Source organism: Odoribacter lunatus (assembly GCF_943193135.1).
Lineage (GTDB): Bacteria > Bacteroidota > Bacteroidia > Bacteroidales > Marinifilaceae > Culturomica > Culturomica lunata.
The window spans coordinates 12,780-31,332 of record NZ_CALPCZ010000027.1 but is presented as its reverse complement, the minus strand read 5'-3'; the positions used below and the strand labels follow the sequence as shown (position 1 = coordinate 31,332).

The 18,553-nt window shown below is 43.1% G+C and carries 10 protein-coding genes; 8 read left to right on the top strand and 2 right to left on the bottom strand.

Annotation, left to right across the window (positions count from 1 at the left end; translation table 11 throughout):
• Positions 1–3: 3 nt before the first annotated feature.
• The gene (locus tag NFR61_RS09440) at positions 4–3,036 is read left to right on the top strand and encodes a SusC/RagA family TonB-linked outer membrane protein (RefSeq protein ID WP_420910117.1); all 3,033 of its coding nucleotides are present in this window, start codon (positions 4–6) and stop codon (positions 3,034–3,036) included.
• 18 nt (positions 3,037–3,054) lie between these two features.
• Positions 3,055–4,692, top strand: coding sequence for a RagB/SusD family nutrient uptake outer membrane protein (locus NFR61_RS09435; RefSeq protein ID WP_251623457.1), 1,638 nt, complete (start codon positions 3,055–3,057; stop codon positions 4,690–4,692).
• Between the two features lie 121 nt (positions 4,693–4,813).
• Here the strand turns inward: NFR61_RS09435 and NFR61_RS09430 are convergent, their stop codons facing one another.
• On the bottom strand, positions 4,814–5,989 hold the full coding sequence (locus NFR61_RS09430) for an ATP-binding protein (protein WP_251623456.1): 1,176 nt from the start codon (positions 5,987–5,989) through the stop codon (positions 4,814–4,816).
• Positions 5,990–6,366: 377 nt separating this feature from the next.
• Here NFR61_RS09430 and NFR61_RS09425 point away from each other — a divergent pair, with 377 nt between their 5' ends.
• From NFR61_RS09425 to NFR61_RS09410, 4 genes are read left to right on the top strand one after another with little or no spacing between them, the layout of a single operon-like run.
• Positions 6,367–9,693: a SusC/RagA family TonB-linked outer membrane protein gene (locus tag NFR61_RS09425; RefSeq protein WP_251623455.1), complete on the top strand. Its 3,327-nt coding sequence runs from the start codon at positions 6,367–6,369 to the stop codon at positions 9,691–9,693.
• A 21-nt stretch (positions 9,694–9,714) separates the two neighbouring features.
• Entirely contained in the window at positions 9,715–11,262 is a 1,548-nt protein-coding gene (locus NFR61_RS09420; RefSeq protein ID WP_251623454.1) for a RagB/SusD family nutrient uptake outer membrane protein, read from the top strand.
• Positions 11,263–11,280: 18 nt separating this feature from the next.
• The gene (locus NFR61_RS09415; protein WP_251623453.1) at positions 11,281–12,156 is read left to right on the top strand and encodes a zinc-binding metallopeptidase; all 876 of its coding nucleotides are present in this window, start codon (positions 11,281–11,283) and stop codon (positions 12,154–12,156) included.
• A gap of 8 nt (positions 12,157–12,164) precedes the next feature.
• Entirely contained in the window at positions 12,165–13,439 is a 1,275-nt protein-coding gene (locus tag NFR61_RS09410; RefSeq protein ID WP_251623452.1) for a DUF4302 domain-containing protein, read from the top strand.
• Positions 13,440–13,497: 58 nt separating this feature from the next.
• Here the strand turns inward: NFR61_RS09410 and NFR61_RS09405 are convergent, their stop codons facing one another.
• On the bottom strand, positions 13,498–14,616 hold the full coding sequence (locus NFR61_RS09405) for a PDDEXK nuclease domain-containing protein (RefSeq protein WP_251623450.1): 1,119 nt from the start codon (positions 14,614–14,616) through the stop codon (positions 13,498–13,500).
• Between the two features lie 159 nt (positions 14,617–14,775).
• Between NFR61_RS09405 and NFR61_RS09400 the strand changes: the two genes are divergently transcribed.
• Positions 14,776–17,526 (top strand): S8 family serine peptidase, encoded by a 2,751-nt coding sequence (locus NFR61_RS09400; RefSeq protein WP_251623448.1) that lies wholly within the window; start codon positions 14,776–14,778, stop codon positions 17,524–17,526.
• A 12-nt stretch (positions 17,527–17,538) separates the two neighbouring features.
• The gene (locus NFR61_RS09395; protein WP_251623446.1) at positions 17,539–18,543 is read left to right on the top strand and encodes a PorV/PorQ family protein; all 1,005 of its coding nucleotides are present in this window, start codon (positions 17,539–17,541) and stop codon (positions 18,541–18,543) included.
• Positions 18,544–18,553: the final 10 nt, after the last annotated feature.

Here is an 18,553-nt window from a genome sequence, read left to right as displayed (position 1 = left end):
GGAGTGGCTACGGATGTCAACGGTAAATTCGCCCTTCGTGTGAATGACGATGATGTGCTGGTATTCAGCTTTATCGGAATGAAGCCGTTGGAAGTAAATGTAAAAGGCCAGACGCATCTTAACGTAGAATTGGAGTCTGCCAGCGAAGCGTTGGATGAAGTAATGGTTGTTGCTTACGGTACGGCAAAGAAATCCAGTTTTACAGGTTCTGCTGCTGTAGTAGATAGCAAAACCATAGAAAAACGACAAGTTTCCAATATCACAAATGCTCTGTCCGGAAGTGTTGCTGGTGTTCAGGTGATGACGAGTGCTAATGGCGGACAACCGGGTTCTACTGCTAAAATTCGTGTACGCGGTACCGGTTCATTAGCTGCAGGCAATACGCCGCTTTATATTGTGGATGGTATTCCTTATGACGGTGATTTATCTTCTATTAATACGGCAGATATAGAATCCACCACGGTTTTGAAAGATGCGGCATCGAATGCTTTGTATGGAGCCAGAGGGGCAAACGGAGTTGTATTAATTACAACTAAAAAAGGTAGTATAGGTAAAGCAGTTGTTAATGTGGATGCCAAATGGGGGTCAAATTCTCGTGCCGTACCTAAATACGATGTATTAACTAGTCCCGCCACTTATTTGGAAACAGCTTATCTTGCCATGTATAATAGTCAGATTGATGCAGGCAAATCACCGGAATATGCAAATGCCTATGCGAATCGATATATGACCACAAATTCAAATGGAGGAGTTGGTTATCAGATTTATACATTGCCTTCCGGAGAATCATTAATTGGAATGGACGGTAAATTAAATCCGAATGCAGTATTAGGTTATTCAGACGGGACTTATTATTATCAACCGGATGACTGGTATCATGAATTATTTGATAGCGGGAATCTTCGCCAAGAATATAATGTAAATATTTCCGGAGCCAGTGATAAATTGAACTATTATATGTCTGCTGGTTATTTGGATGATTCCGGTATTATTGCAGGTTCAGGATTTACTCGCTACACCGGTCGTATAAAGGTCGATTATCAAGTGAAAGATTGGTTGAAAATCGGTACAAATATGGCTTATACCAATTACGACATGCAGTCTCCTGCAAGTCAGGATAGCGGTGCTGGGAGTAGTTCTGCCAATCTATTTTATATTGCTAATTATATTGCTCCGATATATCCGATGTATGCAAGACATGCAGACCAGTCGATTATGGTTGATAATAACGGTTTTACCGTATATGATTTTGGAGACGGAACCGTTGGAGGTAATTTTAAAAGAACTTGGATGAGTGGCTCCAATCCGGCCAGTATGGTGGGATTAGACAAGCGTCAATATTTGGCAGATGTACTTGGTGGAAGATGGTATGCAACAGCCGACATCTGGAAAGGTTTGAAATTCAGTTATAATTTAGGTATTGATTTGGACAATACCCGTTATAGTCGCTTGTACAATGCCTATTATGGACAATATTCAAAAGTCGGCGGTATTGTTTATGCCGGGGCAACTCGAACGAGAGGTATAAATCAGCAGGAATTATTGACCTATACAAAACAGTTTGGGCATCATAACATTGATGTCTTAATAGGACATGAAAATTATGAATATCAATATAAATATCTGAATGGAAGCAAAGAGAAATTATTTAATCCGACGACAGTGGAGATTAATAATGCAATAAAGAATCCTTCTATTTCTTCCTACACAAATAATTATTCGACAGAAGGTTGGTTGGCTCGGGCACAATACGATTATGACGGAAAATATATCATTAGTGCATCTTATCGTCGGGATGCTTCTTCTCGTTTCGCCAAAGATAACCGTTGGGGTAATTTCGGCTCACTCGGTGGCGCCTGGGTATTGAGTAAAGAGAATTTCTTGGCAAACAGTCGAGCCGTCGATTTCCTGAAATTCAAAGTCAGTTATGGTATCCAGGGGAACGATAACTTATTGTATTCCTCCGGTTATGTAAATTATTACCCTTATCAGGACCAATTTGATATTTCAGAAAACAATGGAGAATTTGCTACCAGTATGTCTTATAAAGGAAATAAGGATATTACGTGGGAAACTTCTTATTCGTTCAATACAGGGTTTGATTTTAATTTATTCGGAAATAAATTGAACGGTTCTGTTGAATATTTTAACCGTAAAACGACGGATATGCTTTATTATATGCCGGTATCCGTATCAAACGGTTATTCGGAATATCCCAAAAATATTGGTTCTATGCGTAATTACGGCGTTGAAATTGATTTGAATTCAGATGTTGTAAATAATAGCAATGTTCGGTGGAATATATATGCTAATGCAACATTTATGAAAAACAAGTTGCTTGAATTAGCTCCGGAATTGGATGGGGAATTAATATCCGGTTCAACCATTTACAGGGAAGGCGAATCTATATATCAATATTATTTACGTAAATACGCCGGAGTGGATGACCAGGGACAAGCCCTTTATTACGTAGAAGATGCTGCCGGTAATATAGAAACGACACCAGAATGGAATAAAGCGACCCGTTATGCGACAGGCGATATGTTGCCGACTGTATACGGAGGATTCGGAACGACATTGTCTGTTTATGGCATTGATTTTTCTGTTTCTTGTGCTTATCAATTGGGTGGACGTGTCTATGACAGCGGCTATGCCTCTTTGATGCATAACGGCAGTAGTTCCAGTGCAGGGCAAAACTGGCATAAAGACATCTTGAAGGCATGGTCATCAACTAATACGAATAGCAATATTCCTCAGTTGAATTCGACAGCTACTTATGCAAATGCCTCTTCCGATCGCTTCTTGATTAGTTCCAATTATTTGGATTTGACAAATATAACATTAGGTTACACTTTGCCGAAATCATGGTTGAGTAAGATGAATATCTCCAATTTACGCATCTATTTTTCAGCAGACAATGTCGCATTGTGGGCAAAACGCAAAGGTCTTGACCCTCGTCAATCACATTCCAGTGTAAATGCGATGAGATATTCTCCTGTTCGTACTATTTCAGGAGGCATAAAATTAACATTCTAATTTAAATTTAGTAAAACTATGAAACTATATAGATATTTGTATATTGTGTCGGCAGTTGTATTGTTATTCTGCAATACGGCATGCGAATTGGATCAAATTCCTGAAGGTGGCACAATAACGGAAGAGCAAAAAGATAAGATACAAGGTGCTGATCCTTCTAAATTGAAAGCGGAAATAACAGGATTGTCCTCTTCATTGATAAAGTATGGTGCAATCTCTGAATGGGCGGGGAGTACTAATCACTATGACTATGGATTTGCTTCGGCATGTATGATGTTTGATGCTTCCGGTATGGATGTTCCTTCTGAATACAGTGGCTATAATTGGTATAATAATAACATGCGATTGACTGATCGTACGGCGACATCATCCTTCACATATTTTTTATGGAATATGTTTTACAGTGAAATCAAAATCGCCAATGATATTTTGAAAATCGCCAAAGCCGGCTCCGATAACGAGATTCTTGACAGCTATAGAGGACAGGCATTGGGATTTCGTGCATGGGCTTACTTGAATTTAGTTCAAATTTATCAGTTTACCTATAAAGGTCATGAGTCCGCTCCGGCTGTTCCGATTGTGACAGAGGATATGACGGGAGAGGAAACTGCAAATAATCCTCGTGCGACTGTTCAGGCTGTATATGAATTTATTATGACGGATTTGAATGAAGCTATCAGTTTGTTAACCAACTCTCGTGATGATAAAAGCCAGATTAACGTCAATGTTGCATACGGTTTACGTGCCCGTGCTAATTTGCTGATGCAAAATTGGGCTGCTGCTGCCGCAGATGCGGATAAAGCACTGGAAGGATATACTCCTTATACGATAGACCAAGTTTCTAAACCAACTTTCAACAATAGTACTTCTTCCGCCTGGATTTGGGGAAATATCATAACGGAAACCAATGATATTGTACAATCCGGAATATTAAATTTCCCTTCTCATATGTGTTCATTTACCGGAAACGGTTATGCACCGGGATATGCGGGGCGTTATATAAACAGCAAATTATATGATCAGATTCCGGACGAAGATGTCCGTAAAGGTTGGTGGGCATTGGCTGATCCGGTTTTCGAGAAAGGCGAATTCGCAGGATGGGACTTTACTCAAAAAACACCACATGTAGATTGGGAATGGGCGATCCTTTACAAAGGAGAGTACCAGAATATTGCAGAATGGGAAGGATGGCAAGCACCCTATCTTAATGTTAAGTTCGGTCCTTATCAGGATATTTACGATAATCCGACAAATGCCTGTGATTTCCCGTTGATGCGGGCAGAAGAGATGATTCTTATCAAGGCGGAAGGCTTGGCAATGAGTGGGGGTAACGGCAAGAAAGTTCTTGAGGATTTTGTAAAAGAATACCGTAATCCTTCTTATGTATGCACTGCTTCTACTCCGGAGGAAATACAGGATGAAATTTGGTTCCAACGTAGAATTGAATTATGGGGAGAAGGTTTTTCATTTTTTGATATGATGCGTTTGAAAAAGCCATTGGATAGAACCGGTGCAAATTTCCCGGAAGTTGTTGCATTTAATCTTCCGGCAGAATCACAAATTTTTTTGTGGTTAATTCCTGAAGATGAAATTAATAATAATAATGGTATTTCTCCGGATGAGAATAATCCGGTTACTCCGGTTCCTAAAGCTTAATAGGAATAGTATTTCTTAAACTTTAGAAGGCTGAATAACTTTTGTTATTCAGCCTTCTTTATTTGTCTACTTTACAAAAATGCCCATTTGGGCAAAAATATTAAATGAGTACTTCAAATCATTAGTAAGTCAATCCGAATGCCCATAATGGGAGTACGTTTTGATAGCCGTATTCGATGTCGTCTTTTACGATGAATGCGTTTTCTATGCCCTGGATTTGCTTTTGTTTTTTGTTTTTCCCTCCGACTTCAAAAGTAAATGTCCCTATCTGAAAGTCTGCGACGGATGAGGAGACAACGGAGTGGGTTTCTTTTAATAACGTGAGAAATATGGTCTCGCGTATGTTGCCGATATCGGGCGTTGAATCCGATAGGGCATAAGCAAGATTGGGATTGTTGAGGTAGATTTTATCCACTTTGCCAAGCAAACTGATTCCGTGGGTATTATCCCGCAGTATGTTGATAAGTTGCGCTTTTTCAAGATGAACCATCAAATCAGCAACAAGATTGCGGTTCATGTCAAGGTCTCGGGCTAATTTGGAATAGTTGGGCTTGAATGGTACACTTTGGGCTATAATATAGAGTAACTTTTTTAGTTTTTGTGAAGTTGATAAGGTCATATCGGCAAATCCCGGTATGTCGTTTTCAAGTATTTGATTGATGACGTTTTGTAAACGGATATAATAGCCACTTTCCTGGAAGTATGGGTAATATCCTGTTTTTAAATATTCTTTAAAAAGGGCTATCGGACGGTGTTCTTGGTAAGGGAATGCTATGTTGTTAGCCAATACTTGTTCCAATGAATGTACGGGTATTTGGATTCCTTTGCCGATGGCCAGATATTCGCGGAAAGAAAGACCGGGCAGGCGATATTCCAACTTGCGCCGGCTTAAATCCGCCTCTCCTTTTTTCAAGTCCAAGATGGAAGAGCCTGTATAGATGATTCTCAATGCAGGATAGGTATCGTAGATATTTTTGATTTCTGTTGACCAGTTCGGATATTTGTGTATCTCATCGATATAAAGGGCTTGCCCGCCTTCCTGATAAAATTTTTCGGCCAAATCTACAAGATTGTGCGTTGAAAAATAGATGTCGTCTGCAGATACGTAAAGCGATGTCCTGATGTCTTCATGCAGTTTGATATGTTGTAATATCAATGTTGATTTACCCACCCCTCTCGCTCCGAGTATGGCAATAAGACGGCTGTTCCACAATATTTTGTCATGATGATTGCGTACATAGGCGGTTGAAATATTTTCCAACCTTATCCGAAAGGTTCTATATAAACTGTCTAACATATTTGTGCATTGTTTATCCGGCACAAATATAACAAAATTGCATGATAGAAATGGCATTATTTTTAAAAATTGCATCTTGTATCATGCAATTTTTGATTTTTAGCATGTTTCCATTCTTTTAAAATTTCATGATTTGATGGATATTTATGCTTATTATGTAATGATTTTATCCGCCTTATTAACTTTTTCTCTTTTTTATATATCCCCTCTGTTCTCTTTTTCCTCTCTTTTTATCACATGCTTACCAGGCATGTGTAACTTCTGTTTTTACCTCCTGTTTTAGAAATTCTTTAAGATAAAACGGACGCATTTGATACACATTTTAACGATTGAACGAACAAAACAGCCTAAATATGTCTAACTTAAAATTAAAATGTATGAGAAAATTGATTGGACTATTTGCATTCCTGTGTCTCGTGGGATTGCAGATATGTTTCTCGCAGACGCGGGAGGTAACCGGAACGGTTATCGACAAGCACGATAAGTCTCCTCTTCCGGGTGTGACTGTCGTGATTAAAGGTAGTCCCTCCACGGGAGTTGCCACGGATATTGACGGGAAATTTACACTTCGCGTAAATGATAATGATGTGCTGGTTTTCAGCTTTATCGGCATGAAGCCGTTGGAGGTAGTTGTAAAAGGCCAGACGCATCTTAACGTAGAATTGGAGTCTGCTACCGAGACGCTGGATGAGGTGGTGGTGACCGGTATGCAGAAAATGGATAAACGGTTGTTTACGGGGGCGACGACCAAGTTGTCGGCAGACAATGTGAAGTTGGACGGTGTTGCGGAAATCAGCCGGGCCCTGGAAGGACGTGCTGCCGGTGTGTCGGTGCAGAATGTTTCCGGTACGTTCGGTACGGCTCCCAAAATCCGTGTACGTGGTGCCACGTCTATTTACGGTAGTTCCAAGCCTTTGTGGGTGGTAGACGGTGTGATTATGGAAGATGTGACGGAAGTGGATGCGGATGCGTTGTCTTCGGGAGACGCGGAGACGCTGATTTCCTCCGCTATCGCCGGACTGAACGCCGACGATATTGAGAGTTTCCAGATTCTGAAGGACGGTTCCGCGACTTCCATTTACGGAGCACGCGCCATGGCGGGTGTGATTGTCGTTACCACGAAAAAAGGAAAAGCGGGCAGCAACAAGATAACGTATACAGGCGAGTTTTCCATGCGTCTGAAACCGAGTTATGCCAATTACAACATCATGAACTCGCAGGAGCAGATGGGTGTTTACCGGGAAATGGAAAGAGACGGATACCTGAATCTGGCAGAGACTTACCGGGCATCGGAAAGCGGTGTGTACGGAAAGATGTATCATCTGATCAATACGTACAATACGACTTCCGGGAAGTACGGTCTGGCCAATACGCAGGAAGCCCGCAACGCTTATCTGAGAGAGGCGGAATACCGTAATACGGACTGGTTTGACGTATTGTTCGACAATTCCGTTTCACAGAATCACGCCATCAGTATGTCGTCCGGAACGGAGAAGGCTTCTTATTACGCTTCATTGAGTTTGATGAACGATCCGGGATGGTATAAGAAAAGCGAAGTGAAACGTTATACGGCGAATATCAATGCCCTGTATAATATTTTCCCCAGTCTGTCTTTGAATTTAATCGGTAACGGTTCGTACCGTAAACAAAAAGCGCCGGGTACGCTGAGTCAGAGCGTGGATGTGGTATCCGGAGAGGTGAGACGCGATTTCGATATCAACCCTTATTCTTATGCGTTAAATACATCCCGTGCTCTGGATCCGAATGAGTATTATGTGCGCAATTACGCTCCGTTTAATATATTGAACGAACTGGATAACAATTTCATTAATCTGGATGTGGTGGATTTGAAATTCCAGGGGGAATTGAAGTGGAAGCCGATACAGAAAGTGGAGTTGTCCGCTTTGGGCGCTTACAAGCATTCCAATACGACCCAGGCGCATGAGATCCGGGACAATTCAAACCAGGCATGGGCTTTCCGGGCGATGGACGACGCTACGATGCGGGACGCCAATCCGTGGTTGTATACGGACCCCGACAATGCTAATTCTTTGCCGGTATCCGTATTGCCTGTCGGCGGTTTCTACCGGGAAACGAAATATTCCATGAACAGTTACGATTTCCGGGCTACCGTAAGTTATAACGATGTGTACAATGAAGACCACATCGTGAATTTCTTCGGAGGTATGGAATTGAATGCGGTGGACCGTAAAAGGACATGGTTCAACGGTGTCGGCATGCAGTATGAGATGGGACAGCTTCCCGCCTACAATTATTTTTATTTCAAGCAGGGGAATGAGGAAGGCTCCGATTATTACACACTCGACGAGACCCGCAGCCGTTCGGCTTCTTTCTTCGGAACCGCCACCTATTCATGGCAGGGGAAATATACGGTAAACGGTACGATTCGGTATGAAGGTTCTAACAAATTGGGCAAGAGCCGGTCTGCACGCTGGTTACCGACATGGAACGTTTCCGCCGCATGGAATATGCACGAAGAGAATTTCTTTGAAAGCCTGCGCCCGGCGTTGTCCAATTTTACGCTGAAAGGGTCTTATTCTCTGACAGCGGACAGGGGACCTGCCAGCGTGACCAATTCAAGAGTGGTTATTCAGAGTTATAATCCGTGGCGTCCGTTTGCGAATGTAAATGAATCCGGATTGCAGATTTACGATCTGGAGAATGGCGAACTGACATATGAAAAGAAACATGAGTTGAATATCGGGGCGGAAATAGGTTTCTTAAAGAACCGCATCAATGTGTCTTTCGACTGGTATAAACGTAATAATTACGATTTGATCGGTATCATCAATACGATGGGTATTGGCGGACAGATCAGCAAGTATGCCAATGTGGCGAGCATGCGTTCCCACGGTGTGGAACTTACGTTGTCCACACGCAATATCGTGACGAAGGATTTCAGATGGAGTACGGACTTCATTTTCTCCCAAACGAAGAACAAGGTGACCGAGCTGGAATCCAACGCCCGGGTTATCGATATGATTACCGGCACCGGTTTTACCATGGCGGGTTATCCGGTGCGGTCATTGTTCTCCATGAATTTCCAGGGGCTGAACAATGAAGGTCTGCCAACGTTCATCAATGAAGACGGTGTGAATACGATCAGCGACATCAATTTCCAGGAGCGTACCAACAAAGACCATCTTGTGTATGAAGGTCCCACCGATCCGACCATTACCGGAAGTTTCGGCAATATCTTCACGTACAAGAATTTGAAGCTGAATGTGTTCATGACCTATTCTTTCGGGAATGTCATCCGTCTGGATCCGGTTTTCAGCAACAGGTATTCAGACCTGGACGCTATGCCGAAAGAGTTCAAGAACCGCTGGACGATATCGGGAGACGAGAGCAGGACGAACATTCCGGGGATTGCCGACCGGCGCCAGAATGCAAACGACTCTTACCTGAGCTATGCCTACAACGCCTATAATTATTCTACGGCCCGTGTAGCCAAAGGGGATTTCATCCGGATGAAAGAGATTTCATTGTCGTATGATTTCCCGAAACGCTGGTTGTCCGCCGTCAAGGTAAGCGATTTCTCATTGAAATTGCAGGCGACGAATCTCTTCCTGATTTATGCGGACGACAAGTTAAATGGCCAGGATCCGGAGTTCTACAACACCGGCGGTGTGGCAGCTCCTGTTCCGAGACAGTTTACATTAACGGTAAAATTAGGTATTTAACAGTGCAAATAACAGAATGATATGAAGAAATACAATTTACTATATATAGCGCTCGGCTCTCTCATGACGTTAGGTTCATGCGACAGTTTTCTGGATACAATGCCGGACAATAGAGCCGAAATCAATACGGAGAGTAAAGTCACAGCCTTGCTGGTATCCGCTTATCCTACGAATACCAGTGTGCTGATGACCGAAATGTCTTCCGACAATGCGATGGATAATACAAGCAAACAACCCGTCGGAGAGCAGGTACAGGAAGAGGCGTATCTGTGGCAGGACATTACGGGCAGCGGCAATGATTCGCCCAAAAATTTCTGGGACGGCTGTTATGGTGCCATTGCGGCAGCCAATCAGGCTCTGGCCGCTATCGATGAAATGGGCAATCCCGCTTCTTTGCAGGCACAGCGTGGTGAGGCGTTGCTTTGCCGGGCTTACGGACATTTTGTTCTGGCAAATGTATTCTGTCTGGCATACAATCCATTGACAGCGGACAAAGATTTTGGTATTCCTTATTCGGAAGCTCCCGAAACGGAAGTATCACCCCATTATGTACGGGGTACAATGAAAGAATTGTACGCAAAAATCAATGCCGATTTGGAAGAAGGATTGCCGTTGATTAACGATGAAATCTACAGCGTTCCTCTGTATCATTTTAACCGCAAGGCGGCTTATGCTTTTGCTGCCCGTTTTAATTTGTATTACCACAATTACGATAAAGTTATCGAATATGCGAATATTGTATTGGGTGCTACTCCGGAGAAAACGATGCGTGATTGGGCTGCCATAAATGCTGCCGCATCAGACAGAGGTTTACGTGCCGATATGTATGTATCTGCATCGGAGCCTGCTAATTTGTTGATTTCTCCCTATACCTCCAGTTGGTGTTACTATGGTGGGAATTATAATTTGGGAACCCGTTACGGACTTACCCAGGCAATTTTTAAAGAAGAATCGGTCAGGGCTCCCGGTTTATGGGGGACTCATACGAATCTGTATCCGGGAAGAGCGGCATGGGGACCGGAGCAAACAATGAATTTGCCTAAGTTCGGAATTTATTTCCACTATACGGATAAAGTCAATAGTATCGGATACCGTAAAACAGTTTTAGTCAGTTTATGGACGGATGAAACGTTGCTTTGCCGTGCCGAGGCTTATGCATTGCAAGGGAATCTGGACAAGGCTACAGAAGATATTAATATTTGGCTGGCTTCGCACACTGTACAAGGGTTACAGGTGACGACACAGGATATTGTGGATTTTTACGGTGCTATCGAGAATATGCCGATAGACAATAGTGTCCGTACGGTTAAGAAGAAAATCAATCCGTTAGGGTTTACGGTAGCGGAAGGTAATCAGATGGAAGTCATCCAATGTATTCTTCATTTGCGCCGCATAGAAACGATACACGATGGTCTGCGTTGGCAGGATATCAAGCGTTACGGAATAGAAATCGCCCATAACCGCGACGGACAGAGCGATGATGTGTTAAGAGTAGATGATCCCCGCCGTGCCATCCAGCTGCCGCAGGATGTAATCAATGCCGGCCTGGAAGCGAACCCCAGAAACTAACATAAAAGAAAAAGAGATATGAAAAATATAAAATGGTTATTTATAGCGCTTGCTGCTGTGGGTTTGTGGGCATGCAGCGAGGATGATTTGGATTCGACCAGTATCTTTGAGAAGGATACTACCGTCAAGAACGACTTCGACAAATGGTTGCAAAAAAACTATACGGAACCCTATAATATCGAGTTCAAATACCGTTTCGAGGACAAGGAGTCGAACACGCAGTATAATCTGGCTCCTGCCGATTACGATAAATCGGTGGCACTTGCCAAGATGACGAAGTTTCTTTGGCTGGAATCCTATGAGGAGCTTTTGGGACCTGAGTTTATCCGCACCTATTGTCCCCGTCTGATGCACCTCGTCGGTTCTCCGGCTTATAATTCCCAGGGTTCTATCGTATTGGGAACAGCAGAAGGCGGTCTGAAAATCACATTGTATAATGTGAATGCTATCGACCTGGAAGATGTGGATATAGATATGCTGAATTATTGGTATTTCAAAACGATGCACCATGAGTTTGCGCATATTCTGCATCAAACGAAGAATTATTCAACGGATTTCAATCTGATTTCCGCCAGCAATTACCAGTCGAGCAGTTGGGTAAATGTCGATGACCAGGAGGCTTTGGATATGGGTTTTGTTTCTCCTTATGCCAGCTCTGAGACGCAGGAGGATTTCGTCGAGATTATTGCTATTTATGTGACGAATACTCCGGAATACTGGGATGCCTTGGTAGGAAGCGCCAGTGCAACGGGCCGGGCGCTTATCAATCAGAAACTCGAGTTGGTGAAAGATTATTTGAAGACGAGCTGGGGAATCGATTTGGATGCTTTGCGCGATATTGTACAGCGTCGTTCCGGAGAGATACTGTCCATGGATTTATCAACACTTAATTAAGAAAGAATATGAAAAAAATATACTATTTGCTTTATTTGGCTACGGCGGTATTGTTTGCCGCCTGTACCAACGAAGAAGACGATTTGTTCGACACGTCGTCCGCATTGCGTGCCGATGCGGCGATTGCAGCCGATACAAAGATTCTGACGGATGCCGCCAACGGCTGGGTGATGGAGTATTTCCCGGAAGCCCAGCAAAGTTACGGAGGTTACAATGTGTTGCTGAAATTCGGGACTGACGGTAAGGTGACGGTTGCCAGCGAACTGTATGACAATTCCGATGTGACGACCAGTCTGTATTCCGTAAAACAGAGTGCAGGGATTGTACTTTCATTCGATACCTACAATGAGATTTTCCACTTCTTCTCCGACCCGAGCGACCCGGCAGGCGTAGGCGGCAATGGGTACGGCCTGGAAGGCGACTATGATTTCCTGATTCTGGAGGCAACAGCAGAAAAGGTGACTTTGAAAGGGAAAAAGACGGGAGGCATAGCCATCTTGACTCCGATGAAGGGAGACTGGGAAGAGTATATATTGGCGCTTCAGAATGCGGAGGAAGAAATGAGTTTTCAAAAAATGCAATTGGAAATGAACGGAAAGGTGATTCCCGTATCCATTTCTTTCCGAACATTGACTTTCACGTATGGCGAAGAGGAAAACAGCGTTTCTGTCGTGGCTTCCTATATTCAGACACCGACCGGGTATAAATTCTATGAACCGGTAGAAGTGGACGGAGTTACTCTGAGCGGTTTTACTTTCAATGCGGAAGCAGAAGTTTTTACCGCAAATGATAACAGTACCATTAAATTGGTTCCGGTGATTCCGCCATTGAACGAACAATTTGTTACCGGCAACTGGTATTTCGCCTACAGCGAGATCAGCGAAGCACTTCAGCCTTATTTCGCAATGGCAGCCAATGGTAGTGCTTCCGAAGGCGAGCAGATTCTCTATATGTATATGGGATTGTCTAATGATGGAACTTATTCCTTTAGTTTCAGAAGCGGCAACTATATCGGTAGCCTCTATTACAATTATACGCTAACGGAAGAAGACGAAATAACATTGACTTTCGCACTGTCGGGTGACAATAACGGTATTTATTATTATAATAATTGTAATTACAATTATATTACAAGTGCCATCGGAAGTTCTGCCGGAGCGACTTATAAACTGACGACGGACAATCCGAAAGCGCCTTCTTTCATTACCCTGACAAGTACGACAAATCCGGCAAGATACTTCACATTGTATCCGAATTTGATCGCTTATCCTTTCATAAAATAGGAAGGTTTGATTAACTGTTTTGAGAGCGTGTCTGTTTAGGCACGCTCTTTTTTATATCTTAATTTTGTTCCAATCCTTTTTCAATTTCCTCGATTGTCGGCAGGCTGCCTCGGAAATTTTTGGGCAAGGCTTGTCCCAATTCATAGTCGGAGATTCCGATGGGTTTTTGAATATCGCGTAAGGCATATTCGGCCTTGATTCGATCTTTCGTTTTGCAGAGTAATAATCCGATAGTACGATTGTCGCCTTCCCGGCAAAGCACATCATCAACTGCGGAACAATAGAAATTGAGTTTGCCTATGTATTCGGGCTTGAACTCCGTGTCTTTCAACTCGATGACTAAATACCTATGCAGAAAGGTATTGTACATCAGCATGTCAATGTAATAGTCATCGCCGGACACTTCTATGTGGTATTGTCTGCCCATAAAAGCAAAACCTGCTCCCATTTCCACGAGAAATTTTTCCACGTGCCTGACCAGACCTATTTCCACATCGCGTTCGTTATACTGGTCGGTAAAGGTCAGCATATCGAATATATACGGGTCTTTGAGCAACGATTTTACTTCGTTAGCTTCTGGCACAGGTAAAGTTTCCGTAAAGTTGTTTGCCAACGCACCGTGTTTGCCGTAGTAATCAAGTTTAATGGCTTCCTGGAGGTAACGTTTTGACCAATGTGAAGTGATACTTTGCATCATGTACCAATAGCGGGCATGCATGTCCTTGACCTGTTGCATGAGTATAAGGTTGTGTGTCCAGTCCAGATGCTTGACGGGAAGGGTAAAATTATGCTTGCCTAATTGCGCAGCCAGCGGTTGCGTAATTTCACAGGAAGCTTTTTTAATCATTGTAAGTTCCTGATTGTATTCCTCGAAAAACTGCATCATGCACTGCATATTGCGTACTGAAAAGCCTTTTATTTCAGGATAATCGTTTCCTAGGTCTACGGACAGTCTTTGCAAGGTTTTCTTACCCCAACCATCGGCTTGCTGACTTTGCTGCAATATTTCGCCGATGTCCCAATACATGTGTAGCAATTCTTCGTTAGCGGCATAGATTGCCCGCTGCTGGGCAAGCGATACCCTTTGCTTGATTTGACGCAATAGTGCTGCATATCCCCGGAAGTCATCTGTCAGCCGGGCGTTTGTTTCTGACGGTATGTCTGTATTTTCAGGCATATTTTTCTTGCTTTATTTACAAAGTTACTCTTTTTTAGGGAGAGGTTAAATGTATTTTCTTAAATAAGAATAAAATCATTCGGAAAATACATTCGGGAAATTTCTTCTTTAAAGGTTTTTGATAACTTTAGCCCGCCAAAACAATGTAAACTTACCTGAATGATGAAGCAAAAAGTTGTTTTTATTGTGTTGTTGTTTTCTTTTTGGGCTTGCCAGGACGATAGACTGGAACAAAGAGAAGAGGAAGAAACGCAACCTGTTTGGATGGCGGAAACACGTACGAATTTCCATCAAGGTGCAATCAGAATTAAATTGAAGCCGGAAACGGCAAGTAAAGTTCAATTAACTTCTACGCAGGGCGTGGCACAAATGGGGATATCCGCTATTGACCGGTTTGCAACAAAAATCGGAGCGACAAGGATTGAGCGGGTGTTTCCTCCGGCCGGGAAGTTTGAAGCACGTCATCGTGAAGCAGGACTGCATTTGTGGTATAATGTGTATTTTGATAAGAATTTGCCCTTAACCTGTGCTGCCGGTGATTTGGCATCCCTGAAGGAGATAGAGGCGGTGGAGCCGATTCGTAGAATTAAAGATGTAGACGCTAAGTATAAAATAGTTCCGGCATCATTGGTAAAGCAGACGGTTTTGACGGCGGGGAATCCTTTCAATGACCCGTATCTTTCTAATCAATGGCATTATAATAATGACGGAAGTCTCCGGAATTCGGAAGCCGGGGCGGATATTAATTTGTATGAAGCCTGGAAAGTGACAAGCGGGTCTCCCGAGGTGATTGTGGCTGTGGTGGATGGCGGTATAGATTTGGAACATATTGACCTAAAGGATAATATATGGCATAATGAAGATGAGGCCGAAGGAAATGTGGATTTGGATGGCAATGGATACAAGGGGGATGTAAACGGTTGGAATTTCGTATCCAATACGGCTACGATTAAACCGCATGTTCATGGTACGCATGTGGCGGGAACTATTGCAGCCGTGAATAATAACAGGTTGGGCGTATGCGGAATTGCCGGAGGTAGCGGTAATCATGACGGTGTACGTGTTATGAGTTGTCAGATTTTTGAAGAAGATCCCGATGATCCGGATAATGATAAAGGAAGTCAGTTGATACCGAATGCAATTGTATATGGTGCAGATAATGGTGCGGTTATCTGTCAGAACAGTTGGTCGTTTATTTTTGACGAGGGGGTGACTCCGACATTTGATCTTCTTACTCAAAAGGCAATAGACTATTTTATTCAATATGCAGGTTTGGATGAAAATGGAAATCAGGTGGGCCCGATGAAAGGGGGTATTGTTATTTTCGCAGCAGGCAATGAGGATAAAGATTATACCGCTTATCCGGCATCCTATGAGAAGGTATTGTCGGTGGCTTCTATGGCTCCGGATTTTGCTAAGGCTTATTATTCCAATTATGCGGATTGGGTGGATGTAACCGCTCCCGGCGGGAGTTTCGGTTACGAAGGGAAATATACGGATGCATGTGCGATATTGAGTACGTATCCCGGAAATGAATATGCTTATATGCAAGGAACTTCTATGGCGTGCCCTCATGTTTCGGGTGTCGCGGCATTGGTTGTTTCAAAGTTCGGGGTTGGTCAGGAAGGATTTACTCCGGATGAATTAAAGGAGCGTATTATGATGGGGGTAAAGGATATTGACCAATATAATCGGGCTTATGTCGGTAAAATGGGGGCTGGGTATGTGGATGCTGCGGCAGCTTTGCAGGTGGATGAAAAAATTGCACCCGACCCGGTAACGGATTTGCAGGTGGAATGGGCTTCAAATTCCGTCGTATTGACTTGGAGCGTTACACGGGATGAAGATAACGGAACTCCTGTTAAATACAATGTTTATGCAAGTTCAAATGGTTGGGATCATGTCGATTTTAAAGAAATCGAGCCCAATACAATTGTCGATGTGAGACGGAATAAAGTGGGAGAAAAGGTGAAGGCCAAAGTGGAAGGGCTTCAAGCAGAGTCGGATTATCGTTTGGCCGTGGTAGGTGTGGATTGTTTCGGGAATTTTTCGGAACCGGCATTGGAAGAAGGAACTACGCTGCCTAATCAGGCTCCGATTGTAACGTGCAGGGCAACGGAGGATATTATATTGAAAGCACATGAAACAATAAATGTGTTTTTCGATGTTACGGAACCGGAAAGGCAGCCTTATACTTTTGCCGTGTCTTCAGATGAAGCTGTGAGAGCTTGGCGGGAAAATGATGTTATTGTTGTCGAGATTGCAGGACCGAAAGCATCTGCCGGAGAGTATGATGTGATTCTGACGGTAACGGACGAACCGGGAGCTTTTACCGAGGTGCCGATTCATTATCGTGTTTTGGAAAACCATGCTCCTTTCGGGACAGAGCAGGAATGGCAGCATGTCTATTTCGACCGTCTGGGGGGACAGCAAAGCTTCGATTTGAAGGAGTATTTTGATGACCCGGACGGAGAGGTGTTGAATTATGAGATTACCTCTTCTGTGGACGGCTTAATAAAAACGGATGTGGTCAATGAACCGTTCAATGAGGTATTGACAATTACGGCATTGAAAGCCGGGAAGAGCACAATCACGGTAAAAGCTTCCGATTATTTCGGACAGTCCGTGAGCCGTGAGTTTGTACTGATGGCCCGAGATGGTACCAAACCGATGGATTTATACCCGAATCCGGTGACTGATGTGTTAAATATCCGCATGGGAAAAGAGGTGGACGGATTGGTAAGCGTGAAGATATACAATGCAACGGGGACCCTGGTTTTGGAAGATTCCGTACTTGTGAAACCTTTTGAAGCAGGGAAATTGAATGTTAGCAAGCTTCATGGCGGAACGTATGCCGTTTCTGTAATTTACAACGGACAGGAAAATAAAGGTAGTATTATTAAATTATAACGGGTTGCTGTAATGAAAAGAATATATATCTTATTTATTTTGTGTATATTAAGTTTTTGCATTTGTGCTCAAACCTTAAATAATAATTCAGAGGCGGTACCTTTTTTGAGTATTGCTCCTGATGCGCGTTCTGCCGGTATGGGAGATGTGGGAACGGCTTTAAGCCCCGATGCTTTTTCTTTCTGGCATAATGCTGCTGTGACTGTTTTTTCGGAAGAACAAGGTGCCATCGCTTATTCATATACTTCCTGGATGAGAGAGTGGGGGGCGGGGTGTGCTTTAAACAGTTTGGGCGGTTTTTATAAAATTGATACCAAACAAAGTGTTGTTGCCGGATTTCGTAATTTTTCGCACCAAGATATGGAGATAAGCGATGAAAATGGCAATATCCTTGGAAAATTTACTCCAAAAGACTGGGCGCTTGACTTAGGATATTCCCGTTTATTGATTAAAGATTTAAGCATGTCGCTATCGTTGCGTTATATTCATTCGGATATGGGTTCTTATAATGGGGCTGCTGCCGGCAATGCTGTTGCTTTTGATTTGGGATTTTATTATCGGCGTCGGGCTGCTTTGCTGGATAGTGCGACCTGGTCTGTGGGAGTGCAGGTAGCCAATATCGGTTCTAAGATAAAATATTTGGATACAAAATATGATTTGCCGGGGAAACTGAATATCGGCGGAGCGATTCATTTGCCTTTTAGCCAAAGGCATGTTTTAAATTGTGCCTTGGATTTGAATTATCAGATGATGCCTGCCGGTAGCAGCAGTTTTCAAGCAGGTATAGGTGCGGAATATGTTTGTATGAAGTATGCAATTATACGTGGAGGCTATCATTTCGGGGATAAGGATAAAGGATATGACAGTTACGGAACTTTAGGATGCGGCGTTCGCTTTTACCATATTCAAGGTGATTTCTCTTATTTATTGGCAAAATCAGACAGTTTACTGAAAAATACACTTCGTTTTACTGTTGGTATTGATTTTGGTCTTTTTTGGAAAAAGGCTCAAGGCTAGTTCCTTTTAG

What these genes read in the sequence shown, in the direction of transcription:
- NFR61_RS09415 (WP_251623453.1), top strand. Translation starts at nt 11,281, where the DNA reads ATGAAAAATATAAAATGGTTATTTATAGCGCTTGCTGCTGTGGGTTTG.
- NFR61_RS09430 (WP_251623456.1), bottom strand. Translation starts at nt 5,989, where the DNA reads ATGTTAGACAGTTTATATAGAACCTTTCGGATAAGGTTGGAAAATATT.
- NFR61_RS09395 (WP_251623446.1), top strand. Translation starts at nt 17,539, where the DNA reads ATGAAAAGAATATATATCTTATTTATTTTGTGTATATTAAGTTTTTGC.
- NFR61_RS09410 (WP_251623452.1), top strand. Translation starts at nt 12,165, where the DNA reads ATGAAAAAAATATACTATTTGCTTTATTTGGCTACGGCGGTATTGTTT.
- NFR61_RS09425 (WP_251623455.1), top strand. Translation starts at nt 6,367, where the DNA reads ATGAGAAAATTGATTGGACTATTTGCATTCCTGTGTCTCGTGGGATTG.
- NFR61_RS09405 (WP_251623450.1), bottom strand. Translation starts at nt 14,616, where the DNA reads ATGCCTGAAAATACAGACATACCGTCAGAAACAAACGCCCGGCTGACA.
- NFR61_RS09435 (WP_251623457.1), top strand. Translation starts at nt 3,055, where the DNA reads ATGAAACTATATAGATATTTGTATATTGTGTCGGCAGTTGTATTGTTA.
- NFR61_RS09400 (WP_251623448.1), top strand. Translation starts at nt 14,776, where the DNA reads ATGATGAAGCAAAAAGTTGTTTTTATTGTGTTGTTGTTTTCTTTTTGG.
- NFR61_RS09420 (WP_251623454.1), top strand. Translation starts at nt 9,715, where the DNA reads ATGAAGAAATACAATTTACTATATATAGCGCTCGGCTCTCTCATGACG.